Genomic DNA, 26012 nt, shown 5'->3' with positions numbered 1-26012 from the left:
CATGGCAGAGCTCGTCGACCTCCAGACCGTCTCCGTGCAGCAGGACCTCGGCAGCACCCTCGAGGAGTGCGTCCGCAGCCTCGCCACCCTGCTCGACGGCACCGGCCGGCTCTCCGACGTGGACGCCTTCGTCGCCGACGTGCTCGCGCGCGAGGCCAAGGGCTCGACCGCCCTCCCGGGCGGGGTCGCGCTCCCCCACGCCCGGAGCGCCGCCGTCCTCGAGCCCACCGTCGCCGTCGCGTCCCTGCCCACGCCCATCGCCACCGACAACGGCCACGACTTCGACCTGGTCTTCCTGCTCGCCGTACCCGACGACCAGTCCGGCGCCTACCTCCAGCTGCTCCGCACCGTCACCACCGCCGCGGTCAAGCCCGGCTTCCGTGCAGACTGCCGGGCCGCCGACTCCCCCGCGCGCCTCTCGATCCTCGCCGCCGACGCGTTCGCCTGACCCCCTGGAACTCGATCATCCGGCCTGAAACGTGGCCTCCCGGCGAGTCGCCACGAGGACCGGGCTCACATGCGAGCGCGAGGTGCAGCGGAGCGGGCGCCCATCGTGGGTCTTCTGCGCTCTGGCGGCCGCGCCAGCAGTACGACCCGGACGGGTTCTTCACCCAACCGCTGGACTCCTGGTCGCGCAGCGGCCCTCACGCGGCACCGCGTGACGGCGGTGGGGCAGGCGCAATCCAGCGGGCCGCGGCGGTCCGGCGCCCGTCGACTCCTACACTCCGGGTGGTGACGGCAGAACTCGGGCACCATCGCGGTCGGAACGTCGACCTCACGGGAGTGGGGCTGTGCCTGACGGCCGCCGCGGTCTTCCTCGCCCACGGACTCCACGGGCGGCTCGACCGCGACCTCGCGATCTACACCTACGCAGGTCAGTCGGTGGCCGACGGGACGCCGCCGTACCTCGGGGTCTTCAACCGGGCGGGCCCACTCAGCCACCTCGTCCCCGGCGTCGGCATCTGGGTGGGTCGCATCGTCGGCGTCGGAGACGTCGTCAGCGCACGCCTCCTGTTCCTCGTGATCAGCGTCGCCGCCGTCGTCGCCATGTACCGGCTGGCGCGGTCGCTCACCGGATCCACGGCGATCGGGGCTGCCACCGGGCTCACCCTGCTGATGGTGCAGGGGTTCGTCGACTATGCCTCGCGGGGGCCCCGCGAGAAGACCCTCATGGTCCTCCTGCTCATCCTCGCCCTCCACGCCATCGTGCGACGGCGTTGGGGTCTCGCCGGCGCGATGATCGCCCTGGCGACCCTGACGTGGCAGCCGGTGTTCTTCGCCGCAGCGGCCGCGGCGGCGACGGGACTGTTCCTGGAACCGGTCGGCCACCGCCTTCGTGGCCTCGTCCGGGGGGTGGTGGGCGGGCTGATCCCGCTGCTGGGATTCCTGATCTGGTACGCCGCCATCGGCCACCTCAGAGTCTTCCTGGACGGCCTCGTGCTCGTCCACGTCCGGTACACCCGGCAACCGAGCATGCTCACCGGGTTCGGACACCACGTCGACGACCTGCGACAGGCCTACGGGCTGTCGCTCTACGTCTTGGTCGCCGGGCTGCTCACGGTGGTGGTCCGGGGCGTCATCGGCCTCGCACGCGTCGTCGGCAGCCGGGGTGACGGCGGGCGGGAACGCGCGGACGAAGAGGCCGTCGTGCTGTTGGCCGGCGGCGTCGTCGCGGTCGTCTGGACGGTCCGCGCCTACAACGGCTGGCCGGATGCCTTCCTGGCGATCCCGTTCGGCGTCCTCGGTGTCGGTCTGTTGCTGGGCGCCGTCCTGCGCAGGGCATCGACCAGGGTCGTTCTCGCGGTGGTCGCCGCATGGGCGACGCTGTCGGTGCTCCTGGGCACGACGTACGCGGTCTCGCACCGGACGGACGACCTCGCGGAGCAGCGAGCGCGGGCGGTGATGATGATGCGGATCCTGGGTCCGGACGCGACGATGATGTCGATCCAGGCGCCGGCGCCGCTCGTGCTCACCGGCAGGCGCAACCCGATCGTCCACCAGCAGTTCAGCCTGGGGCTCGAGGACTACGTGGACGACGTCTGGCCGGGCGGCCTCGACGGCCTGGTCACCTGGGTCCTCGATCGACGACCCACCGTCCTGGTGGTGGAGTCCGGCTTTCGTCCGAGCTGGGTCCAGGAGGTGATCGACGAGGGCTACGTGCGCGTCGGCACGGACCCGGTCGGTCGCTACGGCTTCTTCGTCTCCGACGAGGTTCCCCAGGACGAGGTGGCGCGCGCGAGGAGGGCCCTGCGCGGGTGAGCCACCCGGCACGTGGCACCATCGGCGCATGGTTCAGCCGGCGACGGTCGCGCCCGTCGAGACCACTCCGCTCTACTCGCTCGTCATCCCCGTCTTCAACTCCGATCCCATCGTCGGTGACACCGTTGATCGCGTCGTGGAGGTCTTCACGCAGGCGGGACTGCGGTTCGAGCTGGTCCTGGTCAACGACGGCAGCTCCGATGACAGCTGGCAGGTCATCTCCTCCCGCGCCCGCGACACGCCGCACGTGCTCGCGATCAACCTGCTGAAGAACTATGGCCAGCACCACGCCAACCTGGCCGGCTTCCGCGCCACGCGCGGCGACTGGGTGATCACGCTCGACGACGACCTGCAGAACCCACCGGAGGAGACCCTCAAGCTCATCGACGCCGCTCACTCCGGCGGGCACGACGTCGTCTTCGGTGAGTTCGAGACCAAGCAGGCCGCGGGCTACCGCCGGCTCGGCAGCAAGATGATCGGCCTGATCAACCGCCGGATCTTCGGGCAGCCGCCCGGGCTCGCGGTGTCGAACTTCCGCATCCTGCGCCGCGACGTCGTCGACCGGATCTGCAACGACAACAACGCCTTTCCCTACATCACGGGGCAGGCGCTGCTCTACAGCAACGAACCCGGCAACGTGCTCGTACGCCACGACGCCCGCACGGTCGGGTCCAGCAACTACAACCTGCTGCGCATCGTGCGACTGGTGCTGACGATCCTGTTCAGCTACTCGCTGTTCCCGCTGCGTCTCGCCGCCGGCCTGGGCTTCGCCGTGGCCGGCCTGGCGATCCTGTTGGGCGGTGGCTTCTTTCTGCGAGGCATCCTCACCGACTCGCGCGTGCCGGGCTGGACGTCGCTCGTCGTCCTGCTGGCCGTGTTCAACGGCTTCCTCATCGCCCTGGTCTCGATGCTGGGTGAGTACCTCGTGCGCATCCTCAACGCGGTGACCGTGCCGCGGTCCTACCACGTCGTCGAGCGCGTGTCGGCCGACGGCACCGGTGACCCCGCCGGCGCGGATGGCGCCCGGTGACGCGGCACCTGGTGGTGGTGGGCGCCCAACGCTGCGGGACGACGTACCTCGCGGACGCACTGGGCGCCCAGCCCGGCGTCGTCCTGGCGACACCGCGGCGGCCGGAGCCCAAGGTCTTCCTCGACGACGAGGTCGTGGCACGGGGAGTCGAGTGGTACGTCGAGACGTGGTTCCCCCACCGGGGCGCCGCCAGGCTGCTGGTGGAGAAGAGCACCAGCTACCTCGACCACCCGGCGTCCGGGGAGCGGATCGAGCGAGTGCTCGGGCGTCCGCTGGTCCTGGCCCAGTTGAGAGACCCCGTGGCCCGCGCCATCTCGCACTGGCGCTTCTCGTCCGAGCACGGCGTGGAGGACCGCCCCCTCGAGTCTGCCTTGATCGACAGCCTGACCGAGGAGCGATCATGGGACCGGTCGCGCTACTCCGCCTCGCCGTTCGCCTATCTCAGCCGCGGTCGGTACGCCGAGGCCCTGATCCCGTGGATGGACCGCTTCGGTGACCGGTTCCGGGTGTTGTTCCTCGACGAGGTCGTCAGTGGGAAGGCCGTGGAGGACCTCTTCGCCTCGCTCGACCTGGGGAAGGCCCGGGTCGTGACCGAGCCGACCAACGTGAGCCCCGGTCCGGCTCCCACGCTCGAGGCCGGTCTGGTCGCCCGGCTCCGTGAGTACTTCGCTCCCAGCGACCAAGCGCTCATCGAGCTCCTCGGGCGCCCGCTGCCCTGGGGCGGGGACCGACAGGAGGAAGCACATGGCTGAGCAGGAGATCCGCTTCAACGTCCCCTCCCTCGAAGGGCGCGAGACAGAGTACGTCGCGGAGGCCATGCGCAGCGGCCACAGCTCGTCAGGGGGTTCGTTCTCGAGCCGAGCCGGCGATGTCATCCGCGAGGAGATCGGCGGTGCGGGCGTCCTCCTCACGACCTCGTGCACCTCGGCGTTGGAGCTCAGCGCGATGGTGCTCGACCTCCAGCCGGGCGACACGGTGATCGTGCCGTCGTTCACCTTCGTGACCACCGCGCTGGCCTTCGTCCGGCAGGGTGCTCGCGTGCTCTTCTGCGACATCGAGCCCGAGACGCTCGCCGCCGATCCGGCCCACGTCGCGGAGCTCATGGACGACACGGTCCGTGCAGTCGTGCTGGTGCACTACGCCGGGATCGCCGGCGACGTGTCCGGCCTCATGGACGTTCTGGCGTCGCGGCCCGAGGTGGCGCTGGTGGAGGATGTCGCCCACGGTCCGTTCGGACGCTGGAAGGATCATCCGCTCGGCAGCCTGGGCCGCCTCTCCACCTTCAGCTTCCACGAGACCAAGAACATCGTCTGTGGCGAGGGCGGGGCGCTCGTCGTGAACGACGCCGCGGACCTCGAGCGGGCGTGGGTGCTCTACGAGAAGGGCACCAACCGCCGCGCGTTCATGGAGGGTCAGGTCGACAAGTACTCCTGGCGGGACATCGGCTCCTCGTTCGGACTGTCCGACACGCTCGCTGCTCACCTCCTCGGCCAGCTCGAGGTGCGCGAGACCATCCAGGCGAAGCGTCGCCACGTCCACGAGAGGTACGTCGACCTGCTCGCGGAGCCGTGCGCGGACCTGGGTGTGCAGCTGCCGGTCGTGCCCGCCGCCAGCGATCCGGCGTACCACCTCTTCCACCTGCTGCTGCCGGATGCGGCCACCCGCAACCGCGTGATGGCGGAGATGCGTGCACAGGGCGTCCAGGCGACGTTCCACTACGTCCCGCTGCACGACTCCGAGGGTGGCCGCAGATTCGCAGCGCGTCCGACCGAGTGTCCGGTGACGACCGACGTCAGCAGCCGACTGCTGCGGCTGCCCTTCCACAACAATCTCACCGACGCGGAGGCCGAGCGGGTCGCGGAGGCGCTGCTCGGCGCGCTGCGGCGCTGAGCCCCCGGGGGTGTCGAGCGCCCAGGGCCTCCTCGACTCCCAACCACACGAGCGCCGCGCCCTGCACGCCCACGAAGAGCCAGGCCACCCCGAGGACTGGCTCGAGCGGCGACACCAGAGCCCAGCAGAGTCCGGCGAGGAAAGCGGTCGTCCACCCGCGCATGAGCGCTGCGTTGCGCCCCTGGGCGACGATCATCACGACGAGCACCAGGTTCGCCATCGCCAGCACCGTGCCGGCGGCGAGCAGGGCGGCGACGTCCGCCCGGAGCACCACGTCGCTGCCGAAGACGAGCGCGACCAGCCAGGGTCCCACCCACCACCCCAGGAGCGCGCCGACGAGGGTGCCGCCGACGGCGAGGACCGCCACGACCACCTTCTCCACCTGTCGCCAGGCGGCCGCACTCCCGTTCAGCCACAGCAGGGTCAGGCGCCCGGTCACCGAGGCCATCATGGCGCTGACGACGGTGTAGGGCGCGCGGAAGAGTGCCAGGCCCGCGAAGAGGGCCGTCACGTCCTGGGGTCGTGCTCCCGACAGCGCCAGGACGACGGGCGCGCCGGTGAGCGCCACCTGCGCGAGAAGCTGCCCCAGCCCGGTCGACCCCACAGCCGCGACCGGGTTACCGGCCTCGCCGGACCCGTTGTCGTCCCACGAGACGAGCGCGCGGCCGTTGGCGACCGCGACGGAGTACCCGGCGACGAGGGCGAGCCCGAACGCCCATGGCTCGGTCCACCCCGCTGCCGCCAGTGCGAGAGCCGCGACACTGCGAACGGCGTTCTCCAGGATCAGGTTGAGGCCGACCGCGGAGAAGCGTCCCCGCCCGGTCAGGTGGCCACGGACGACGCCCAGCAGGCCCGCGCCGAGGGTCACGGCGACCACGAGCGCGGGAAAGGCCGGGCCGCTGGTCCGGAAGAGCCGCTCGCCCCAGACCCAGGAGACCAGCCCGGCGAACACGGCCACGACGGTCACCAGCACGGCCAGCCGGGGCAGGCCGTTCCGCACGGCTCTCTCTCCGCCGGATGCCTTCACGGTGCGGGCGATCCAGTGCTGCAGGGGGAACGTGACCGCCGCGGCGCTGAAGCTCCACCAGGTCCACAGCACCGAGATGGACGCGGCGTCCTCCGGGCCGAGGGCGCGGGCGGCGGTGACGAAGAAGACGTAGGCGAGGATCCCGGCTCCCACGGAGCCGAGGCCGAGCGTGGCGACGGAGCGGCGTCGTACGGCTGACGTCACACACCCCTCCTCGTGGACCGGGTCAGCCTACAGGCGCGCTTCGCCGGCGCTCCTAGACTCCAGCGGGTGAGGAACCTCCTGGTCACCGGCGGCGCCGGCTTCATCGGCTCGAACTTCGTCCGCCACGTCGTCGACCACACCGACGACACGGTCGTCGTGCTCGACAAGATGACCTATGCCGCGAGCCCCGAGGCACTGGCCGACCTCCCCGAGGACCGGGTGCGGACCGTCGTGGGTGATGTCGCCGACGCCGAGGTCGTCGACGAGCTGGTCGCCGGCACCGACGTGGTCGTCCACTTCGCGGCCGAGTCCCACAACGACAACTCCCTGCGCGACCCGTGGCCGTTCGTGCAGACGAACATCGTCGGCACCGCCGTCCTGCTGGAGGCCGTCCGGCGTCACGACGTGCGCCTGCACCACGTGTCGACCGACGAGGTGTACGGCGACCTCGAGCTCGACGAGCGGCGTCGGTTCGAGGAGGGCAGCCCCTATCGGCCGAGCAGCCCCTACTCCGCGTCCAAGGCCGCCGCCGATCACCTGGTGCGGGCGTGGGTGCGGAGCATGGGGGTGCGGGCGACCCTGTCGAACTGCTCCAACAACTACGGCCCGTGGCAGCACATCGAGAAGTTCATCCCGCGGCAGATCACCAACCTCCTGTCGGGGCGTCGGGTCAAGCTCTACGGCGCCGGGCTCAACGTCCGCGACTGGATCCACGTCGACGACCACAGCTCGGCCGTGCTCGCGATCCTCGACCGGGGCGAGATCGGCGAGACCTATCTGATCGGCGTGGAGAACGAGCGGGCCAACACCGAGGTGGTCCGCGCGATCCTGCGGTCCCTGGGGCACGACGAAGACGATTTCGACCGGGTCAGCGACCGCGTGGGGCACGATCTGCGGTACGCCATCGACCCGTCCAAGCTGCGCACGGAGCTCGGCTGGGAGCCGCGCTTCGCCGACTTCGATGCCGGCCTGCGCGACACGATCACCTGGTACGCCGACCACCGAGCGTGGTGGGCGCCGGACAAGCAGCGGGTGGAATCGGCGTACGCCGAGACCGGACAGTAGGGCCGAGCCGCCCCGGACCGCCTGTGCCAAGGTGACCCCATGCGAGGCATCATCCTGGCGGGTGGCTCCGGCACCCGGCTGCAGCCGATCACGCTGGCGCTCAGCAAGCAACTCATGCCGGTCTACGACAAGCCGATGATCTACTACCCGCTCACCACGCTGATGTTGGCGCAGATCCGGGAGATCCAGATCATCACGACACCGTACGACCAGGGCGCCTTCCAGCACCTGCTGGGCGACGGCAGCCAGTTCGGCCTGGACATCTCGTGGAGGGTGCAGGAGGAGCCCCAGGGCCTGGCGCAGGCGTTCCACATCTGCGCGGACCACGTCCGCGGACATTCCTGCGCGCTGGTGCTCGGTGACAACATCTTCTACGGCGCCGGGATGGGTCTGGCTCTCAACCGCTTCCGCACGATCGACGGCGCGCTGATCTTCGGCTACCGCGTCGCCGACCCGCGCGGCTACGGCGTCGTGGAGATGGGTGACGACGGGATCGCCGTATCCCTGGAGGAGAAGCCTCAGCGCCCGAGATCCCGGCTCGCCGTGCCCGGTCTGTACTTCTACGGCCCGGACGTCGTCGACCGAGCCGCCGACCTCCAGCCCGGTGCGCGCGGCGAGTTGGAGATCACCGACCTCAACCGCCGCTACCTGGAGGAGGGGCGGCTGCGCGTGGAGATCCTTCCCCGCGGAACCGCCTGGCTCGACACCGGCACCTTCGACTCGCTCAATGACGCCAGCAACTTCGTCCGGACGATCGAGGTGCGCCAAGGTGCCAAGATCGGGTCGCCGGAGGAGGTCGCCTGGCGGCAGGGCTGGCTGAGTGACGACGCGCTGCGGGCTCGGGCGGAGACGCTGACCGCGAGCGGCTACGGCCAGTATCTTCTGAGCCTGCTCGAGTTGTCCGACGAGCCCACCGACGCTTCGCTCGTCGATCCGATCGGCTGACCGCATCAGCACCTCGCACCGCATCTCGCCTTGCTTCGTGCGACTGGTCGAAGCCGACTCGCGCACTTGTCGGAGTCCGGGCGGCCCACCGCTCCGATGCGGGTCGCGCTTCGGCGGCGGTGATCGGTGTGGTGCTTGGTGGCGAGTCGGTGGGTCATGGCCTCCTCGGTCCGGACCTCGGCCGGGAGCGCAGTCGGGTCCCGAGGTCATCCTGGGCGCGCGGTGACGAGCCCGCGGGACCCGCCAGGGTCCCGGACGTGCGGGATGGCGCGGACGATGGTTGCGCCGAAGCGCCGCCTCGGGACCGTGGCTCGCGTCGACTTGCCCCAGGAACGACGAGGACCGGGCGACCAGTCCCCTGGTCACCCGGTCCTCGGGCCCGGGAGATCTCCCGGGTTGCGGTGCGCGAGGGGGGAGTTGAACCCCCACGTCCTTTCGGACACACGGACCTGAACCGTGCGCGTCTGCCTATTCCGCCACTCGCGCGTGAAGCGGGCCAAGGCTATCCCAGCGCGTCGGTCTGGCCCAAACCGGGGCGCCAGCCCTGTCCCCCGTTACGATCGACGCAACCCGGCGGTGCCGGGCTGCTCTGCTTGCCGTGACGAGGTCGAGAGTCGGGGGACCTCCTCGTCCGGTTTGACCGGCCCGCCAGCGGGCACGACCACCGGGACTGCGGAAGGAGCGGTAGTGGGCGGACTCCAACGCCTCGAGCACAGGCTCGAGCAGATGATCTCGGGCGCCTTCGCCAAGGCCTTCCGCTCCGCGGTCCAGCCCGTGGAGATCTCGGCCGCGCTCCAGCGCGAGTGCGACAACAACGCCCAGATCCTCTCCCGCGACCGCCGCCTGGTGCCCAACGACTTCCACGTCGAGCTCGCGGCGACCGACCTGGAGCGGCTCTCGGCGTACAACGCCGCGCTGGCCGACGAGATGTCGCAGCAGCTCCGGGCGCACGCGGACCAGCAGGGCTACGCCTTCCCCGGACCGATCTCGATCGCGTTCGAGCCGGCCGAGGACCTGACGACCGGCCGGTTCCGGATCCGCAGCCGCGCCCAGGCCAAGGTCACCAGCCAGGCCACCCAGACCCAGGTGGGCCGCGCGCGGGCGGTGCTCGAGGTCAACGGCACGCGGCACCCCCTGCAGCCGCCGGGCCTGGTCATCGGGCGCGGCACCGAGGCCGACGTCCGGATCAACGATCCCGGCGTCAGCCGCCGGCACGTGGAGTTCGTGGTCGAGGGCGGCGGCAACGACCTGCGGATCAAGGTCGTCGACCTGGGCTCGACCAACGGCATGCTCGTCGACGGCCACCGGATCTCCTCCACGGGCCTCCGCGACGGGTCCCAGGTGAAGATCGGCAACACCACGATGACCGTCCGGGTCCTCGAGGAGGGCTGAGCTTGTCCGAGCTGACGCTGTTCCTCATCCGGATCGCCTACCTGGCGATCCTCTGGATCTTCGTGCTCTCGGCGATCTCGGTGATCCGCTCCGACATGTTCGGCGCCCGCGTCCCGGAGGCGGCCCGCGGCGGCGGGGCCCGCACCGGCAAGGCGCCCAAGCCCGCCAAGCAGCCCAGCAAGCGGCAAGGGCGCGCCGACCCACGTGATCGTCACCGCCGGGTCGAACGTCGGCGAGCGCGCCGAGCTCGACCGGGCCCCCGTCCTCATCGGCCGTGGCTCCGACGCCGCGATCCGGCTCGACGACGACTACGTCTCCACCCGGCACGCGCGGATCGCGGCCTCCGGCGACCAGTGGTTCGTCGAGGACCTCGGCTCGACCAACGGCACCTACGTCGGGACCGTGCGCATCACCCAGCCGACCACGATCAGCCTCGGCACCCAGGTCCGCATCGGGAAGACGGTCCTGGAGCTCAGGAAGTAAGCCGGGATGACCGCGACCCCCGAGGGGACTCCCGCACCCGGAGCCGAGGCCGGATCGAGCCTGCGGCTGCGGTTCGCCGCCGTCTCCGACGTCGGCCGGGTCCGCAAGGACAACCAGGACTCCGGGTACGCCGGCCCGTGGCTGGTCGCCGTCTGCGACGGCGTCGGCGGCGCGGCGCGCGGTGACGTCGCCTCGGCGACCGCGATCTCCCAGCTGCGCAAGCTCGACGTACCGCCCACCGACGACCCCGACCACGACCTGCTCGCCCGGGTCGCGGGGGCACTGCACCGGGCACACGACCGGATCGGCGAGCTCGTCGACGAGGACCCGGCCCTGAACGGCACCAGCACCACGGCGACCGTCGCCCTCTTCGACGGCGCGCGGGCCGGCATCGGGCACGTCGGCGACAGCCGCGGGTACCTCTTCCGCGACGGCGAGATCAGCCAGATCACGTCCGACCACACGTTCGTCCAGACGCTGATCGACGAGGGCCGGATCACCGAGGAGGAGGCACGGGTCCACCCGCACCGCAACCTGATCCTCAAGGCGCTCGACGGCGTGCACGAGGCGGAGCCCGACCTCTTCGTCCTCGAGCTCACCCCCGGGGACCGGCTGCTGCTCTGCAGCGACGGTGCCAGCGGCGTGCTCACGGACGGCCGGCTGGCCGACATCCTGTCCGGCGGCAGCGCCGAGTACGCCGCCACCGAGCTGGTCCGCGCGAGCCTCGAGGCCGGCAGCAGCGACAACGTCACCTGCCTGGTCGCCGACGTGGTCGCCGACGACGGCAGCCCGCTGGACGAGCCGCTCGTCGTCGGGGCCGCCGCCGAGCGCCGGCCGGTCAGCACCCGCGGGCGCGCCGGCATGGGCGGCCTGTTCCGCGGCCACCGCTCCGGCGACACCGGCGAGCTCGAGCCGGTGCAGGCCGACATCCCCGACGACCTGCCCGGCTACGCGATCACCGCCGACCCGATCGACCCCGAGGCCGCGCGGTACGCGCCGCGGCCCCCGCGGCGGTTCGTCTGGCTGAAGCGGCTGCTCGCCCTCGTGCTCGTCGTGGGGGTCGTCTGGGTGGCCCTGGCCTGGGCGTACTCCTGGAGCCAGGACCAGTTCTACGTCGGCGAGCAGGACGGCGTGGTCGTCATCTTCCGCGGCATCAACACCGAGCTGGCCGGGCTGGCGCTCTCCGAGCCCTACGAGACCACCGACGTCCAGGTCGAGAAGCTCAGCCAGATCGAGTCCGACCGCGTCGGCGAGGGCATCGCCTACGACAACCTCGACGACGCCCGCGCCAAGGTCCAGGACCTCGCCTCCCACCAGGAGCCCGACCCGGGGACGGCCTCGTGATGGCGCAGCAGAGCACGCTGATGGGCTTCGTGCACCGGCGCCGCCGCGGCGCCGAGCTGTTCCTGCTGGTGCTCTCGCTGCTGGTCGGCATCGGCGCGTACGTCGCGGTCGGCCTCGGCGTGAACCAGGAGGTCCCCGCCAACCTGTTCGGGTACGGCGGGTGGCTGGCCGCTCTGCTGATCGGGTCGCACCTGGTGATCCGGGTCGTCGCGCCGTACGCCGACCCGGTGCTGCTGCCGGTCGTCGGCGCGCTGAACGGCCTCGGCCTCGCGGTGATCCACCGCCTCGACCTCGCGGCGGAGGCGGCCGACCGCCCGCACGCGTTCGCCCAGCAGCAGCTGATCTGGATGACCGTCGGCGTACTGCTGTTCGCGTTCACGCTGGTGATGCTGCGCGACCACCGGGTGCTCCAGCGCTTCACCTACACCAGCGGGCTGGCCGCGATCGTGCTGCTGCTGCTGCCGATGCTCCCCGGCATCGGGCGGACCATCAACGGCGCGCGCATCTGGGTCCACCTCGGGCCGTTCAGCCTCCAGCCCGGCGAGATCGCCAAGGTGCTGCTGGTGATCGCGTTCGCCGGCTACCTCGTGCTGCACCGCGACGCGCTCGCGCTGGCCGGCCGCCGGGTGCTGTTCGTGGACCTGCCCCGCGGCCGCGACCTCGGCCCGATCCTCGCCATGTGGCTGGTCAGCCTCGGCATCCTGGTCTTCCAGCAGGACCTCGGCTCCAGCCTGCTGTTCTTCGGCCTCTTCCTGGTGATGCTGTACGTCGCGACCGAGCGGCCGGGGTGGCTCGTGGTCGGTGGCGTGCTGTTCGTGGCCGGCGCGGCCGCGGCGTACGCCCTGATCCCGCACGTGCGGATCCGCTTCGACATCTGGCTGCACCCCTTCGACTACTACTCCGCCGAGCAGGGCGGCCAGAGCTACCAGCCGGTCGAGGCGCTGTTCGGCATGGGGTGGGGCGGCCTGATCGGCCGCGGCTTCGGTGACGGCGACCCGTTCCGCGTGCCGTACGCGAACTCCGACTTCATCCTCGCCGCGATCGGCGAGGAGCTCGGGCTGACCGCCGTCATCGCGGTCATCATGCTGTACGGCCTGATCGTCGAACGGGCGCTGCGCACGGCGCTGATCTGCCGCGACGGCTTCGGGAAGCTGCTGGCGACCGGCCTCGGCACGGCGTTCGCGCTCCAGGTGTTCGTGGTCGTCGGCGGCGTCACCGGACTGATCCCGCTCACCGGCCTCACCACGCCGTTCCTGTCGTACGGCGGCTCGTCGCTCATCGCGAACTGGGTGATCATCGCGCTGCTGCTGCGCATCTCCGACCAGGCGCGGCGCCCGGTCCCGCAGCTCTCCGACGACACCACCGCCATCGACTCAGACGCCACTCAGGTGGTGAAGCTGTGATGAGCGACGTGATGCCGCGATGAACAAGCCGATCCGCACCATCTCGATCTTCTGCCTCCTGCTGTTCCTGGCGCTGATGGTCAACGCGACCTACCTCCAGTACTGGAAGGCGGGCAAGCTCAACGACGACCCGCGCAACCGGCGGGTGCTGGTGGCGTCGTACTCCCGCGAGCGCGGGGCGATCCAGGTCGGCCGGAGCGCGGTCGCGCAGAGCAAGCCGTCCGACGACGAGTACAAGTTCCAGCGGTCCTACCCGAAGCCGCTGGAGTACGCCCCGATCACCGGCTGGTTCTCCTACTACAGCTCCACCGGCATCGAGCGCACCCAGAACGACGTGCTCTCCGGCGACGACTCGCGGCTGTTCGTCACCAAGCTGGTGGACCTGCTCAGCAACAACCCGCCGAAGGGCGGCAACGTGCTGCTCACGGTCGACCCGAAGGCGCAGGACGCGGCGTACAACGGGCTCAAGGGGCTCGGCCCGAACGTCCAGGGCGCCGTGGTCGCCCTCGAGCCGAACACCGGCAAGGTGCTGGCGATGGTCTCGCTGCCGACCTACGACCCCAACAAGCTCGCCTCGCACGACCTCACGCAGGTCACCCAGCAGTTCAAGACGCTGAACGCCGACCCGACCCAGCCGCTGCTGAACCGGGCCATCCAGACCCGGCTCCCCCCGGGCTCGACGTTCAAGGTCGTCACCGCGGCGGCGGCCATCGACAAGGGTCTGTACACCGCCGAGGACTCGGTGCCCGGCGGCGTGACCTACCAGCTCCCGCTGACGCACGGGCCCACCGGCCTGATCGACAACGAGGGCCGCTCCTGCGGCGCGAACGGCTCGAAGATCCCGTTCACGCAGGCGATGGAGCAGTCCTGCAACACCTCGTTCGCCCAGATCGCCGGGCAGGTCGGCGCCGACGACATGGCCAAGACCGCGGAGGGCTTCGGCTTCAACAGCCACTACTTCGACGACCTGACGCCGCAGGCCGAGTCGGTGTTCCCGACCGAGATCGACGAGGCCCAGCTGGGACAGACCGGCTTCGGCCAGTTCGACGTCTCGGCCACGCCCCTGCAGATGGCGATGGTCGCCGCCGGGCTCGCGAACGGCGGCACCGTGATGCGGCCCTACCTCGTCGACGAGGAGCTCTCCGCCGACCTCGACGTGCTCGACAAGACCGACCCCCAGGAGCTCTCGAAGGCGGTGTCGTCGACGACGGCCAGCGAGGTCACCAAGCTGATGGTCTCGACGGTCCAGAACGGCACCGCGTCGCCGGCCGCGATCCCCGGCATCGACGTCGCCGGCAAGACCGGGACCGCCCAGACCGGGCAGACCGACAAGTCGCCGTACGCGTGGTTCATCTCCTTCGCACCCGCCGAGAACCCCCAGGTCGCGGTGGCCGTGATGATCCAGAACGCCGACATCCCCCGCGACGAGATCGCGGGCGGCCTGCTCGGCGGCCCGATCGCGAAGGCCGTGATGGAGGCGGTGATCAAGTGACGGAGACACCCGGCGCACCTCCGACGTACGCCGACGACGCCCAGCGGTACCGCCTCGACGCCCGGATCGCGACCGGCGGCATGGGCGAGGTGTGGCGCGCGACGGACACCAACCTGGGCCGCGAGGTGGCGGTCAAGGTCCTCAAGAACGAGTACGCCGACGACCCGTCGTTCCGGGCCCGCTTCGAGGTCGAGGCCCAGCACGCCGGCTCGTTGCACCACCCGAACATCGCCACGGTCTACGACTACGGATCGGGCGGCGGCCGGCCGTTCCTGGTGATGGAGCTGGTCGACGGGCAGCCGCTCTCCGCGGTGCTGCGCCCCGACACCCCGATGGACCCGGACGCCGTCCGCGAGCTGCTCACCCAGGCCGCCGACGGGCTGGGCGCGGCGCACGCCGCCGGGATCGTGCACCGCGACGTGAAGCCCGCGAACCTCCTCGTCACCCCGGACCGCCGGGTCAAGGTCACCGACTTCGGCATCGCGCGCGCGGCCGAGGGGCTGGGCCTGACGCAGACCGGCGAGGTGATGGGGACCCCGCAGTACCTCTCGCCCGAGCAGGCCCAGGGCCAGACCGCGACGCCGGCGTCTGACGTGTACTCCCTCGGCGTCGTCGCGTTCGAGTGCCTCGCGGGCCACCGGCCGTTCCAGGCCGACACCGCCGTGGCGACCGCCCTCGCGCACCTGCGGGAGCCGGTGCCGGAGCTGCCCGAGACGGTGCCGGGCGACCTGGCCGCCGTCGTACGCCGGTCGATGGCGAAGCTGCCCCAGGACCGGTTCGCCGACGGGGCGGCCTTCGCCGCCGCTCTCCGGGACCCGCACACCGCGGTCACCCAGGCGGCCGCCCCGCCACCCGCGAGCGAGACGATGGTGATGGCACCGGTCGTCCCGGGCCCGACCGCGGGGCACCTGCCCGAGGACGACGAGCGGGTGCGGCACCGGAGCGCGCTCTGGCCGGTGCTCGCCGTCCTCGCCCTGGTGGTGGTCGTCATCCTGGCGGTCGTGCTCATCGCCCAGGCGATGGACGACGAGGCGCCCACCGACGAGCCCACGCACTCCCCGACCGCGTCGCACCCGAAGTCCGACACGACGCCCACCTCGGAGCCGACGACCACGTCGCCGACGCCGACCTCCACCCCCACACCCACCCCGACCCCGTCGGACACGCCGACGCCCACGCCGACCGAGTCGGACACGCCCACGCCCACGCCCACGCCTACGCCCACGCCGAGCGACACCTCGACCCCGTCGGACACCGCGACGACGTCCAGTGCGTCACCGGCGGCCGTCGAACCCTCCGCCACCTCGAGCAGTCAGGCAAAGGACACCCCTCGATGAGCAACCAAGAGCCGCACCTGATCGGTGGGCGCTACGAGCTCGGAGAGCTCCTGGGACGCGGCGGCATGGCCGAGGTGCGCAAGGGCACCGACACCCGGCTCGGTCGGGTCGTGGCGGTCAAGCGGCTGCGCACCGACCTGGCCAGCGACGCGACGTTCCAGGCGCGGTTCCGCCGCGAGGCGCAGTCCGCGGCCTCGTTGAACCACCCCGCGATCGTCGCGGTCTACGACACCGGCGAGGAGCCGGCGGCCGACGGGTCCGGCGTCTCCCAGCCCTACATCGTGATGGAGTACGTCGCGGGTCGCACCCTGCGCGACATCCTCCGCGAGGGCCGCAAGATCCTGCCCGAGCGTGCCCTCGAGATCACCAGCGGCGTGCTGTCCGCGCTGGACTACAGCCACCGCGCCGGGATCATCCACCGCGACATCAAGCCCGGCAACGTGATGCTCACGCCGACCGGCGACGTGAAGGTGATGGACTTCGGCATCGCCCGCGCGATCAGCGACGCCTCGTCGACGATGACGCAGACCGCAGCCGTGGTCGGCACCGCGCAGTACCTCTCCCCCGAGCAGGCCCGGGGCGAGACCGTCGACTCGCGCTCCGACGTCTACTCCGCCGGCTGCCTGCTCTACGAGCTCCTCACCGGGCGGCCGCCGTTCGTCGGCGACAGCCCGGTCGCGGTCGCCTACCAGCACGTCCGCGAGCCCGCCGTGCCCCCGTCGGACCACGACACCGACCTCCCGCCCGAGATCGACGCGGTCGTGATGAAGGCCCTCGCGAAGCGGGTCGAGGACCGCTACCAGTCGGCCGCCGCCATGCGCAGCGACATCGAGCGCTACCTCGCCGGGCGGCCCGTGCAGGCACCGATCCCGCCGCCGGTGCCGCCGACCACGCCCTCCTACCCGACCGCGGCGACCGCCGTCGTCCCCGCCGCCCCGATCGACGAGGACGACGACAACCGCGGGCGCACGGGACTGCTGATCGCCCTCGGGCTGCTGCTCATCGTGCTGATCGCGGGCGCGGCGTACCTGATGCCCCGGCTCTTCGAGTCGGCGCCGGAGCAGGTGCCGACGCCCAACGTGACCGGCAAGTCGGAGAACCAGGCGCGCTCCCTGATCGGCGACGCCGGGCTCGCGGTCGGCAACATCGACCGCGAGAACAGCGACACCGTCCCGGCCGGCAAGGTGATCAGCCAGGACCCGGACGCCGACGAGTACGTCGATCCGGACACCGCCGTCGACCTGGTGGTCTCGCTCGGGAAGCCCGAGGTGCAGGTGCCGTTCGTGGTGGACATGACCAAGGAGGAGGCGAAGGCGCACCTCGAGCAGGCGGGCCTGGTCGTCCGCCTCCAGGAGGAGGACTCCGACGAGGACGCCGGCATCGTGATCCGCACCGAGCCCTCGCAGGGCGAGACGGTGGCGGACGGCACGACGGTCACGGTCTTCTACTCCGACGGTCCGGAGCAGATCCCGGACGTCGTCGGGCTGATGCAGCCGGAGGCGAAGAACAAGATCCGCAACGCCGGCTTCCAGGTCGAGGTCATCGAGAACCCGAACACGACCGAACCGGCCGGCACGGTGCTCAGCCAGTCGCCTCGGGGCGGCCAGACCGCCGACCAGGGGACGACGGTGACGATCGTGGTGTCGAGCTTCGAGCCGTCGGAGTCGCCGTCCCCGAGCGAGACCCCGTCGTCACCGACCGAGAGCCCCAGCGTGCTGCTGCCGGGTGACGGGCACCGGGTCAGCCCGCCGTCCCACCATCGAGCGGTACGGCGAAACTGAGGTCCAGCAGCCCGTCGTACGCCGGCGCGCTGACGGTCGGCTCGAGCTGGAGGTCCCAGCCGACCGAGATCGCGGGGTCGGCGGCCTGCTCGCGGTAGGCCTGCAGGTAGGAGTCGTCCTCGATCGCCATCAGCAGCGACCCCTGGTCGCCGACCGCCTGGATCTCGTAGGGCTGCGGGTACGGCACGCCTTGCAGCTGGACGGCGTTGCCCTCGCACTTGATGCCGGTGGTCGACACGATCCGCTGGCCCTCGACCGTGACGGCGGTGGCACCACCCTTCCAGAGCGCGTTCACCACGGCCTGGATGTCCTGCTGGTGCACCAGCAGCAGGTTGACGTTGCCGGTGGTCGAGTTGATGACGTCCTCGGGCGCGTCCGAGAGGGTGACCGTGAGGCCCGGGCCGCTGCGCGGCTCGAGGCCGGCGGGGTCCTTGAGCTCGGTGACCCGCCGGTGGAGCCGGTTGACCTCGCGGTCGCTCATGCCGGCGCTCAGCGACTGCACCTGCGCGTCGAGGTCGGAGACCTGCCGCTTGAGCCCGTCGTACTGGTCGGACTCGTCCTTCACCAGCGACGCGAGGTCGGTGTAGCGCCCCGGGCGCAGGTCGGTGCCGTCGCTGTTCGCGGCGCTCACGACGAAGAGGCCGCCGCACAGCAGCACGACCACCGGCGTACCGATCCGCCAGACGCCCCGCGGACGGCGCGGCTGTGCGGGGATGAAGCGACGGCGCCGATGCCCGGAGTCCGCCGACTCCGGGGGCTGCACGTGGGATCCTCCGGTCACGACGACTAAGGTAACCCGGAGTCCTCGACCCACCATGATCCAGGAGCACCCGTGGCCAAGGCCAAGCTCGACCCCCTCGCCCCCGCCCGGGGCCCGATCCTCACGCCGCGCTTCGTGGTCGCCATCGTGCTGATGGTGCTGGGCGTCGCCTGGATCGCCTACTACTACATCGCGGTGCGCGTCGACCCGACCGCGTTCCCGGCGCCCGACCCGGGCAGCCCGACGTTCATGGCCGACCTCGGCAACTGGAACTACCTGATCGGCTTCGGCCTGCTGCTCGTCGGGCTCGCGCTCACCGCGCACCCCTCGACCCCGCTCGGCCGCGGCCGCGGCGTCGTGGTCGGGATGCTCGGGTGCTTCCTCGTCGGGCTGCTGTGGATCTGCACGTACTACGTGTTCAGCAACAACATCTCCGACATCCCGGTCTTCAACGACCTCGGGCAGAAGAACCTGGTCGTCGGCATCGGCTTCATGGCCGTCGGCTTCACCTTCGCCACCCGGTGGGAGTGAGACCCGCCCTTCCGCCTCGTCGAACGCCGGTCACCCCTCGGGTGGCCGGCGTTCTGCACAGCTGGGGATATCCCTGTGCAGAACTACATGCATGTAGTTCTCCACAGGAGATTCCACAGCTGTGCACTTCCGGCGGTCGCGCTGCCCGGCGTACTGCCCGGGCACTTCGTACGCTTGGCGGGCGTTGCAATGCCCCATAACCGACGGGATCCCCGGCTCACCGGGGATCCATCCCCGCCCTCAGCACCTGTGCACTTCCGGCGGTCTCGCTGCCCGGCGTACTGCCCGGGCACTTCGTACGCTTGGCGGGCGTTGCAATGCCCCATAACCGACGGGATCCCCGGCTCACCGGGGATCCATCCCGGCCCTCAGCTGAGCGCGGCGGTGCGCAGCACGATCGCCAGCACGATCAGCGCGCCGACGGCGACCAACCCGGACACCTGGAACGCGGTACGGCGGGGTCCGCGGGGGGCGTAGACCAGGATCCCGGCGATCACGATGCCCCCGGCGAAGCCGCCGAGGTGGCCCTGCCAGGAGATGCCGCTGACGCTGATCGTCAGGAAGAAGTTGATGCCGATCCAGACGAGGATGCCCTGCACGTTCGCGCGCAGCTTCAGCGCGACGACGAGCAGCGCGCCCATCAGGCCGAAGATCGCGCCGGAGGCCCCCACCGTCGCCTGGTACTCCGGAGCCGCCCAGTAGACCAGCGCGGACCCCGCCAGTCCGGAGAGCAGGTACAGCGCGAGGAACCGCGCGCGGCCGATCACCATCTCGAGCTGGGGGCCGAGGATGTAGAGGGCGAACATGTTGAACGCGATGTGCAGCAGGGCGACGTGGGTGAACGTGCTGGTGAGCAGCTGCCAGTAGGCGCCGTCCGACACCCCCGGGGCCCAGGTGGCACCGTGGGCCACGCAGGTGGCCTCGTCGGCACGGACGCTCATCAGCCCGTTCCCGAGGTCGCAGTAGCCCTTGGCGCGCAGCTCGAACAGGCGCAGCAGCCGGCTCGTGCTGCCGCCGGTCGCGACGATCGCCAGCCAGACGGCGGCGTTGATGCCGATCAGGACGAACGACGTGATGGCGGCGTTCGTGGGCCGCAGCCCGCCGAAGGCGGTGCGGCCGGCCCGGGTGGCGCGCTTGCCCTCGGCGACGCACTCGGGGCACTGGAAGCCGACCGAGGCGTCCCGCATGCAGTCCGGGCAGATCGACCGGTTGCAGCGCTGGCAGCGGATGTGTGACTCCCGGCCGGGGTGCCGGTAGCAGGTCGGCACCCCGGTCTCGGGGGTCGGCGGCTGCGCCAAGGTCAGCCGCGGACGATCTGGACGGACTCGATGACGACCGGCTCGGCCGGCCGGTCGCCCGGCCCGGTCGGGGTCGTCGCGATCGCGTCCACGACGTCGCGCGAGGCCTGGTCGGCGACCTCTCCGAAGATGGTGTGCTTGAAGTTCAGCCACGGGGTGGCGCCCACGGTGACGAAGAACTGCGAGCCGTTGGTGCCCGGGCCGGCGTTCGCCATGGCCAGCAGGTACGGCTTGTCGAAGGTCAGCTCCGGGTGGGGCTCGTCCTTGAACGTGTAGCCGGGACCGCCGGTGCCGGTGCCGAGCGGGCAGCCGCCCTGGATCATGAAGCCCGAGATGACCCGGTGGAAGGTGAGGCCGTCGTAGAACGGTCCGGTGCTGCCGTTGCCGGCGTCGTACGGCTTGGTGCCCTCGGCGAGACCGGTGAAGTTCGCGACGGTCTCGGGGGCGTGGTCGGGGAACAGGTTCAGCGTGATGTCGCCCCGGTTGGTCTTGAGAACGGCCTGGTCAGCCATGAGTGCCTCTCGCATCTGGTGGGTACACCCTGGGCGTACCTCGGGCAATGTGCGTCCCTGATCCTCGCACGGCCCGCCAAGCGGACCACGTGGTGGCCGGACGGCGGTTGGCTCCCGGGTGTCATGATCGAATGACAAGACACGACGAGAGGAAGTGCCGACGATGGGTTCGCGCAAGAACAAGTCCCTCCTCGACCAGGCGACCGACACCGTCTCCCAGTACGCCGAGCAGGTGAAGCCGCAGCTGGAGTCCGCTGTCGCCACCGCCAAGGAGAAGGCGGGCCCGGCGCTCGCCGACGCGAAGGCCAAGGCCGGCCCGGCGCTCGCCGACGCCAAGGCCAAGGCCGCGCCCGTGATCGCGGACGCCCGCGCGAAGGCCGCACCGGTCGTGGCGTCAGGAGCGGCGATCGCCGCGGAGAAGATCGCCGCTGGCGCGAGCATCGCCGCCGAGAAGGCGGCCGCCGGCGCCCAGGCCGCCGCCGAGAAGGTCGACGCCGTTGCCACGACCAAGGAGAAGAAGGGCGGCAAGCTGAAGAAGCTGCTCATCTTCACCGGCATCGCCGCCGCCGCTGCGTTCCTCGTCAAGAAGCTGCAGGGCAGGGGCCAGAGCGACAACTGGCAGTCGTCGTACACGCCGACGCCCGCGCCGCGCCCGGCGCCGGAGAAGGACACCGGCGGTGCGTCGCCCGACGAGGCGATCGCCGACTCGGCCGAGGCGCCGCACCCGGTGACCACGCCGGACGACCCGGCCGACGTCGTGGACGTCGACGACCAGAAGTAGCGCGAGCGAGGGCTAGGGGCGGTTCTCGGCGATCCAGTCGTCGATCCGCTCCCACCACCCGAACAGCCACTCGATCCGCGCGTCGCGGCCGGCCGGGATCTCGGCCCGCGGCACCTGCCACCAGCGCATCACGACGCGCTTGTCCATCGGCAGCTCGCGCCAGATGTCGCCGACCGTGACGAGGTGGTCGAGGCCGGTGTGCGCGACGAGCACGACGTCCGCCTCCGGCGCGGCGTCCAGCGCCGCGAGGAGGCCGCCGGGCCGCGGTGGGAGCACATGGACCATCCGCTCGGCCCGCTGGGCCATCCGCTCGAGGCCCAGACGGCGGAGCCGGTCGATCGCCTTCTGGCGGCGGCGCGGGGTGAAGTTGCCGCCCTCGGGGAAGATCACGAACGCGTCGTTCCCGTCCAGACCGGTGGCCAGCGAGGCGATCTGGTCCTCGAGCCGGTCGCCGTGACCCGGGTCGGGGGTGATGAAGCGGGCGGGGATCCGGTTCAGCAGAACGTCGATGGCCGGGTCCCAGGCGAGGGTGTCCTTGAGGACGACGCGGGGCTCGCGGTCGTACCACGCCATCAGCGTGTGGATCAGCACGAACGAGTCACCGGGCCCGGCGTGCCGGCAGCAGACCAGGATCGGGCGCCCGGGGTACGCCGCGGGCGTCGGGCCCTCGGTCTCGATGCTCAGCCGGAGCACCCGCCGGGCCTCGCGGAAGAACACCCACATCGTGCCCTGCACCAGGTCGTAGTGGATGCCCTCGAAGTACGGCGTGCGCAGCCGCCACCCGAACCCCGACGCGATCCACAGCCCGAGCATCACCGGCAGCAGCAGCGCCTCGCAGGTGAGGTAGACGATCGCGACCCACATGATGCGCAGCGGGCGCAGCCGCCCGGGCAGGACGGGCGAGAGCGCTGCCGCGCCGATCACCCAGAGCGGCAGCGTCACCCACAGCAGCACGGTGAGCCCGACGACCAGCGGCGCGATCACCAGCCGTCGCAGGGCCCACCTCATGTGTGCTGGTCCAGGTACGCGACGGAGGCGGCGTACGTCTCGTCGATCCGCTGCTGGACGCCGGAGAAGTCCCTGCTCCCCATGAGGCTGTCGTCCTTGCCCGAGGTCCCGCGGGCCGGCAGCACGTGCGCCTCCACGCTCGCGGGCAGCTCCTCGAGCTCGCGGTTGAAGCGGTGCCGGCGGGCGATCTCGAACGACACCCGCGCCACCTCCCACGGCCGGCGTGGCACGGTGAGCGGACGGTCGATGCGGCCGACCTGGAGCACGAACACCCGCGTCGCACCGAGCTGGACCGCGCGGCCGAGCGGGATGGAGTTCACGATGCCGCCGTCGAGATAGTGCTCGCCGTCGACCTGCGCGGGCGGCAGCAGTCCGGGTACGGCGGCGCTCGCGACGACCGCCGGCACCACCGGCCCGCTGTCGAACCAGTGCTCCGCCGCCCGCTCGATGCTGGCCGCGCAGACCTGGAACCGCACCGGCAGCTCCTCGAACGTGATCCCGCCGAACTCGTCGTCGAGCGCCTGGCGCAGCGGCTTGGAGGACCAGAGGTGGGTGCCGGTGGCCATCGCCCGCCGGACGGTCCGCAGCGCGGAGTCGCCGTACACCTGCGGGCCCTGTGCCTGGCCGACGCCCCGCCAGAGCTCGGTCAGCTTGTCGATCACCGAGATCCGGGGCTCGCGGGCGACCATCGCGCCGTTGAGCGCACCGACGCTGGTGCCGAGTACCACGTCGGGGGTGACCCCGCGCTCGAGCAGGGCGCGGAGCATGCCGACCTCGACGGCGCCGAGGACGCCGCCGCCGCCGAGGACGAACGCCGTGGTCACACAGCCGAGGGTGTCACGAGCTCCGGGTGCTCGGCACGCACCTTGAGGTTGACCTGGTGCTCCATCCAGAAGATCAGCAGCGGGATCAGGCCGGCGGCGAGGTTGAGCAGGGTGAAGACGATCGACCACCGCAGCTTGCGGGAGAGCAGGAACGTGACCACGACGTACGCCATGAACACCCAGCCGTGCGCGATCCACAGCAGGCTCAGGGTCTCGCCGAGCTGCTGCAGGTCCGAGCCCTGGGTGGGCAGGTAGCGCAGCGGCAGCGCCACGAACGAGCAGAATGCGAGCAGCACGCCGACGATGAACGCGAGCACGCGGTAGGTCTGGAACAGCTTCACAGGCTCAGCCTACGGGGACGTCCCCGGAGTCCTCCTCGCGCTCCTTCTCGGGGGTCTCGGTCACCCAGCGCCACCAGATGAACACCGCGAACGCGCCGAAGAACCACCACTCGATCGCGTAGAGCAGGTTGCGGATGCTGGTCAGTGCGCCCACGTCGGGCAGCTGCTCCAGGCTGGCCGCGTCGAGGCCGCGCTCCGGCTCCTCGGCCACGCCGTACGCGCCGTAGAGGTCCTGGTCGACGTGCTGGATGATGTCGGCGATCCGGAGCTGGGGCAGCACGTCGTCGCTCGGGTCGTCGTCGGCCTGGCCGGTGCCCTCGGGCGGCTGGAGCCACGCGCGGAGCGCGGTCGTGCCGGTCGGCGGCGCCGGGGCGTCGTCAGGGTGCGCGACCCAGCCGCGCACGACCGGGAGCGCCGGCGCGTCCGGTCCGCCGACGGCGAGCGGGGTGACGACCCAGTACCCCTCGACGCCGTCGCGCTCGCGCCCGGAGACGTAGACGGTGCCGTCGGGGACCCAGGTCCCGGAGACCGTCACCGGCTGGCCGACCCGGTCCCCCGGGAACGGGTCGTCCGGGCCGAGCACCCGGTCGAGCGGGAGTGGCTTGGCGCTGGTCAGGTCCGCGGCCTGCGCGTCGCGGTGCGCCTGCCACGCGCCGTACTGCCACAGGCCGAGCCCCACCGCGGCGGCGACCAGGACGAGGGCCAGCAGGTGCGCGCCCCAGTACCGCGGGGCGAGCTTGCTGGACACGCCGCCAGCGTACGGGTCCACCATCTGGTCAGACCACTTGACCACCTCATCGACCCTGCCTACCGTCCGGGACATGCCACTCCAGCCGGTGACCCGCCGCTCCGTGCCCGACGAGGTCTTCGACCAGGTCCTCTCCGAGGTCGTCGACGGCGGGATCGCCGCCGGTGAGCCGCTGCCCAGCGAGCGCCGGCTGGCAGAGGTGCTCGGCGTCTCCCGGCCGGCGGTCCGCGAGGCGCTGCAGCGGCTGGCCCAGGCCCGGCTGCTCGACGTCCGGCACGGCGGCGCGACCACGGTCCGCGACTTCCGGCGGTACGCCGGCCTCGACCTGCTGCCCCGGCTGCTCGTGCGGGGCGGCGACCTGGACACCGCGGTGGTCCGCAGCGTGCTCGAGGCGCGGCTCGTCGTCGGGCCCGGGGTCGCGGCGCTGGCCGCCGGGCGCGGCGGACCGGCGCTCGAGGCCACCCTCACCGAGACCCTCGACGCGCTGGCCGCGACCGACGACGACATCGAGCGGCAGCTCCAGGCGCTGGCCTTCTGGGACCACGTGGTCGACGCCGCCGACTCGCTCGTGTTCCGCCTGATGTTCAACAGCCTGCGGGCGGCCTACGAGCCCGCCCTCGAGGCGCTGGCCCCGGTGATGGCCGAGGAGGTCGGCCAGGTCGGCGCCTACCGGGTCCTGACGGCTGCGATCGGCGCCGGCGACCCCGACACCGCGCGGGTCGCGGCCGACCGGGTGCTCCGGCCGGCCACCACCAGCATCCTGTCCGCCCTCTGCGCGCTGGAGGAGTCATGACGGAGAGACAGGACCCGGTGTCCCCGGCCGAGATCGAGATGCTCGCCGCCGAGCGGCTGGCGGCCGACGAGCAGCGCATCACCGGCTCCCGACGTACCAACATCTCGCTGGGTACGGCGTGGGGCTCGTTCTGGCGGGCGCCGAGCCCCTGGCTGATCGGGACCTTCCTCCTCGCCGCGGTCGTCGGCCGCGTCCTCGCGGGCGCCGGCTCCTGGTGGGAGGTGCTCGTCCCGGCCGGGCTCGTCGCGCTGTTCCCGGCGATCGAGTGGGTCATCCACGTCTGCATCCTGCACTGGCGCCCCCGCCGGCTCGGGCCGGTCCAGGTCGACTCGCTCCTCGCGCGCAAGCACCGCGCCCACCACGCCGACCCGCGCGACCTCCCGCTGGTGTTCATCCCCTGGCGCGCCCTGGCCTGGCTGCTCCCGGCGTACGTCGTGGTCGCCTGGCTGGCCATGCCCACCAGGACCAGCATGCTCACCCTGCTGGTCGCGGTCTACGGCATCAAGCTCGGCTACGAGTGGACCCACTACCTGGTGCACAGCGACTACCGGCCGCGGTCCCGCTGGTTCCGGTCGGTGTGGCGCAACCACCGGCTGCACCACTACAAGAACGAGCACTACTGGTTCACCGTCACCACGGCCGGTACGACGGACCGCCTGTTCGGCACCTACCCCGACCCGGCGTCGGTGACGACCTCCCCCACGGTGCGCGACCTGCACGCCCGGGAGGGCGCTCCTTCTTCGTGACCGTCAGCGTCCTGGGTC

Annotated in this window: 25 protein-coding genes, 1 tRNA gene and 1 pseudogene; 18 read left to right on the top strand and 9 right to left on the bottom strand. The window is 71.5% G+C overall.

All coding sequences use genetic code 11. The features are described from left to right. Position 1 precedes the first annotated feature (1 nt). From ACVW2K_RS04185 to rffA, 5 genes are all read left to right on the top strand, one after another. A complete protein-coding gene (locus ACVW2K_RS04185; protein WP_457201650.1) occupies positions 2–448 on the top strand; it encodes a PTS sugar transporter subunit IIA in 447 nt (148 codons plus the stop codon). Positions 449–732: 284 nt separating this feature from the next. Continuing rightward, complete coding sequence (locus ACVW2K_RS04180; protein ID WP_457201649.1) at positions 733–2259, top strand: hypothetical protein; 1527 nt, start codon at positions 733–735, stop codon at positions 2257–2259. A gap of 28 nt (positions 2260–2287) precedes the next feature. Then, entirely contained in the window at positions 2288–3289 is a 1002-nt protein-coding gene (locus tag ACVW2K_RS04175) for a glycosyltransferase family 2 protein (RefSeq protein ID WP_457201648.1), read from the top strand. Beyond that, entirely contained in the window at positions 3286–4041 is a 756-nt protein-coding gene (locus tag ACVW2K_RS04170) for a hypothetical protein (RefSeq protein ID WP_457201647.1), read from the top strand. The genes ACVW2K_RS04175 and ACVW2K_RS04170 overlap by 4 nt, the downstream gene beginning before the upstream one ends. Beyond that, a complete protein-coding gene (gene rffA / locus ACVW2K_RS04165) occupies positions 4034–5179 on the top strand; it encodes a dTDP-4-amino-4,6-dideoxygalactose transaminase (RefSeq protein ID WP_457201646.1) in 1146 nt (381 codons plus the stop codon). Before ACVW2K_RS04170 ends, rffA begins: the two co-directional genes overlap by 8 nt. Here the strand turns inward: rffA and ACVW2K_RS04160 are convergent. Next, complete coding sequence (locus ACVW2K_RS04160; protein WP_457201645.1) at positions 5121–6410, bottom strand: lipopolysaccharide biosynthesis protein; 1290 nt, start codon at positions 6408–6410, stop codon at positions 5121–5123. The two genes, rffA and ACVW2K_RS04160, sit on opposite strands and share 59 nt — an antisense overlap. Positions 6411–6476: 66 nt before the next feature. On the opposite strand from ACVW2K_RS04160, the gene rfbB reads away from it, so the two are divergent. Together rfbB and rfbA are read left to right on the top strand one after the other, a co-directional pair. Continuing rightward, the gene (gene rfbB, locus ACVW2K_RS04155; RefSeq protein WP_457201644.1) at positions 6477–7475 is read left to right on the top strand and encodes a dTDP-glucose 4,6-dehydratase; all 999 of its coding nucleotides are present in this window, start codon (positions 6477–6479) and stop codon (positions 7473–7475) included. A gap of 39 nt (positions 7476–7514) precedes the next feature. Continuing rightward, positions 7515–8420, top strand: coding sequence for a glucose-1-phosphate thymidylyltransferase RfbA (gene rfbA / locus ACVW2K_RS04150; protein WP_457201643.1), 906 nt, complete (start codon positions 7515–7517; stop codon positions 8418–8420). Between the two features lie 402 nt (positions 8421–8822). On the opposite strand, the gene ACVW2K_RS04145 is transcribed toward rfbA, so the two are convergent. Beyond that, a tRNA-Leu gene (locus ACVW2K_RS04145) sits at positions 8823–8906 on the bottom strand. A gap of 201 nt (positions 8907–9107) precedes the next feature. Between ACVW2K_RS04145 and ACVW2K_RS04140 the strand changes: the two genes are divergently transcribed. The 7 genes and pseudogenes from ACVW2K_RS04140 to pknB all read left to right on the top strand — a co-directional run bounded on the left by ACVW2K_RS04140 (position 9108) and on the right by pknB (position 17652). Further along, positions 9108–9812: an FhaA domain-containing protein gene (locus ACVW2K_RS04140; protein ID WP_457201642.1), complete on the top strand. Its 705-nt coding sequence runs from the start codon at positions 9108–9110 to the stop codon at positions 9810–9812. Between the two features lie 177 nt (positions 9813–9989). Then, a pseudogene (locus ACVW2K_RS04135) lies at positions 9990–10295 on the top strand (FHA domain-containing protein FhaB/FipA); the annotation flags it as partial. Between the two features lie 6 nt (positions 10296–10301). Then, positions 10302–11639 carry a PP2C family protein-serine/threonine phosphatase gene (locus ACVW2K_RS04130; RefSeq protein WP_051549309.1) on the top strand — a complete coding sequence of 446 codons (1338 nt, stop codon included), beginning with the start codon at positions 10302–10304 and terminating at the stop codon, positions 11637–11639. Then, a complete protein-coding gene (locus ACVW2K_RS04125; RefSeq protein ID WP_028637904.1) occupies positions 11639–13042 on the top strand; it encodes an FtsW/RodA/SpoVE family cell cycle protein in 1404 nt (467 codons plus the stop codon). The genes ACVW2K_RS04130 and ACVW2K_RS04125 overlap by 1 nt, the downstream gene beginning before the upstream one ends. 19 nt (positions 13043–13061) lie before the next feature. Continuing rightward, entirely contained in the window at positions 13062–14534 is a 1473-nt protein-coding gene (locus ACVW2K_RS04120; protein WP_457201641.1) for a peptidoglycan D,D-transpeptidase FtsI family protein, read from the top strand. Then, on the top strand, positions 14531–15871 hold the full coding sequence (locus tag ACVW2K_RS04115) for a serine/threonine-protein kinase (RefSeq protein WP_457201640.1): 1341 nt from the start codon (positions 14531–14533) through the stop codon (positions 15869–15871). The genes ACVW2K_RS04120 and ACVW2K_RS04115 overlap by 4 nt, the downstream gene beginning before the upstream one ends. Continuing rightward, positions 15868–17652, top strand: a complete 1785-nt coding sequence (gene pknB, locus ACVW2K_RS04110) for a Stk1 family PASTA domain-containing Ser/Thr kinase (RefSeq protein ID WP_457201639.1) — start codon at positions 15868–15870, stop codon at positions 17650–17652. The genes ACVW2K_RS04115 and pknB overlap by 4 nt, the downstream gene beginning before the upstream one ends. Here pknB and ACVW2K_RS04105 read toward each other — a convergent pair. Next, positions 17612–18433, bottom strand: a complete 822-nt coding sequence (locus ACVW2K_RS04105; RefSeq protein WP_457201638.1) for a DUF881 domain-containing protein — start codon at positions 18431–18433, stop codon at positions 17612–17614. The genes pknB and ACVW2K_RS04105 overlap by 41 nt on opposite strands. A gap of 51 nt (positions 18434–18484) precedes the next feature. Between ACVW2K_RS04105 and ACVW2K_RS04100 the strand changes: the two genes are divergently transcribed. Beyond that, positions 18485–18943 carry a cell division protein CrgA gene (locus ACVW2K_RS04100; RefSeq protein ID WP_028637901.1) on the top strand — a complete coding sequence of 153 codons (459 nt, stop codon included), beginning with the start codon at positions 18485–18487 and terminating at the stop codon, positions 18941–18943. 368 nt (positions 18944–19311) lie between these two features. Here ACVW2K_RS04100 and ACVW2K_RS04095 read toward each other — a convergent pair whose 3' ends face one another. Both ACVW2K_RS04095 and ACVW2K_RS04090 read right to left on the bottom strand, forming a co-directional pair. After that, positions 19312–20241, bottom strand: a complete 930-nt coding sequence (locus tag ACVW2K_RS04095; RefSeq protein WP_457201637.1) for a rhomboid family intramembrane serine protease — start codon at positions 20239–20241, stop codon at positions 19312–19314. A 2-nt stretch (positions 20242–20243) separates the two neighbouring features. Further along, on the bottom strand, positions 20244–20753 hold the full coding sequence (locus tag ACVW2K_RS04090; protein WP_028637899.1) for a peptidylprolyl isomerase: 510 nt from the start codon (positions 20751–20753) through the stop codon (positions 20244–20246). Positions 20754–20916: 163 nt separating this feature from the next. Between ACVW2K_RS04090 and ACVW2K_RS04085 the strand changes: the two genes are divergently transcribed. Further along, positions 20917–21534, top strand: coding sequence for a hypothetical protein (locus ACVW2K_RS04085; protein ID WP_028637898.1), 618 nt, complete (start codon positions 20917–20919; stop codon positions 21532–21534). Positions 21535–21546: 12 nt separating this feature from the next. Here ACVW2K_RS04085 and ACVW2K_RS04080 read toward each other — a convergent pair whose 3' ends face one another. The 4 genes from ACVW2K_RS04080 to ACVW2K_RS04065 are packed head-to-tail and all read right to left on the bottom strand — an operon-like array spanning position 21547 to position 24455. Then, a complete protein-coding gene (locus ACVW2K_RS04080) occupies positions 21547–22542 on the bottom strand; it encodes a 1-acyl-sn-glycerol-3-phosphate acyltransferase (RefSeq protein WP_457201636.1) in 996 nt (331 codons plus the stop codon). Further along, positions 22539–23366 (bottom strand): patatin-like phospholipase family protein, encoded by an 828-nt coding sequence (locus ACVW2K_RS04075; protein WP_457201635.1) that lies wholly within the window; start codon positions 23364–23366, stop codon positions 22539–22541. Before ACVW2K_RS04075 ends, ACVW2K_RS04080 begins: the two co-directional genes overlap by 4 nt. Then, the gene (locus ACVW2K_RS04070; protein ID WP_457201634.1) at positions 23363–23707 is read right to left on the bottom strand and encodes a DUF3817 domain-containing protein; all 345 of its coding nucleotides are present in this window, start codon (positions 23705–23707) and stop codon (positions 23363–23365) included. The genes ACVW2K_RS04075 and ACVW2K_RS04070 overlap by 4 nt, the downstream gene beginning before the upstream one ends. Before the next feature lie 4 nt (positions 23708–23711). Continuing rightward, entirely contained in the window at positions 23712–24455 is a 744-nt protein-coding gene (locus ACVW2K_RS04065; protein ID WP_457201633.1) for an SURF1 family protein, read from the bottom strand. A gap of 73 nt (positions 24456–24528) precedes the next feature. On the opposite strand from ACVW2K_RS04065, the gene ACVW2K_RS04060 reads away from it, so the two are divergent. After that, a complete protein-coding gene (locus tag ACVW2K_RS04060; protein ID WP_457201632.1) occupies positions 24529–25248 on the top strand; it encodes a FadR/GntR family transcriptional regulator in 720 nt (239 codons plus the stop codon). Beyond that, entirely contained in the window at positions 25245–25994 is a 750-nt protein-coding gene (locus tag ACVW2K_RS04055) for a sterol desaturase family protein (RefSeq protein ID WP_457201631.1), read from the top strand. Before ACVW2K_RS04060 ends, ACVW2K_RS04055 begins: the two co-directional genes overlap by 4 nt. The last annotated feature ends 18 nt before the right edge of the window (positions 25995–26012 follow it).

This window comes from Nocardioides sp. HB32 (assembly GCF_054058995.1).
Note: the sequence above shows the minus strand (reverse complement) of the source record. Positions and strands in the feature narration are given on the sequence as shown.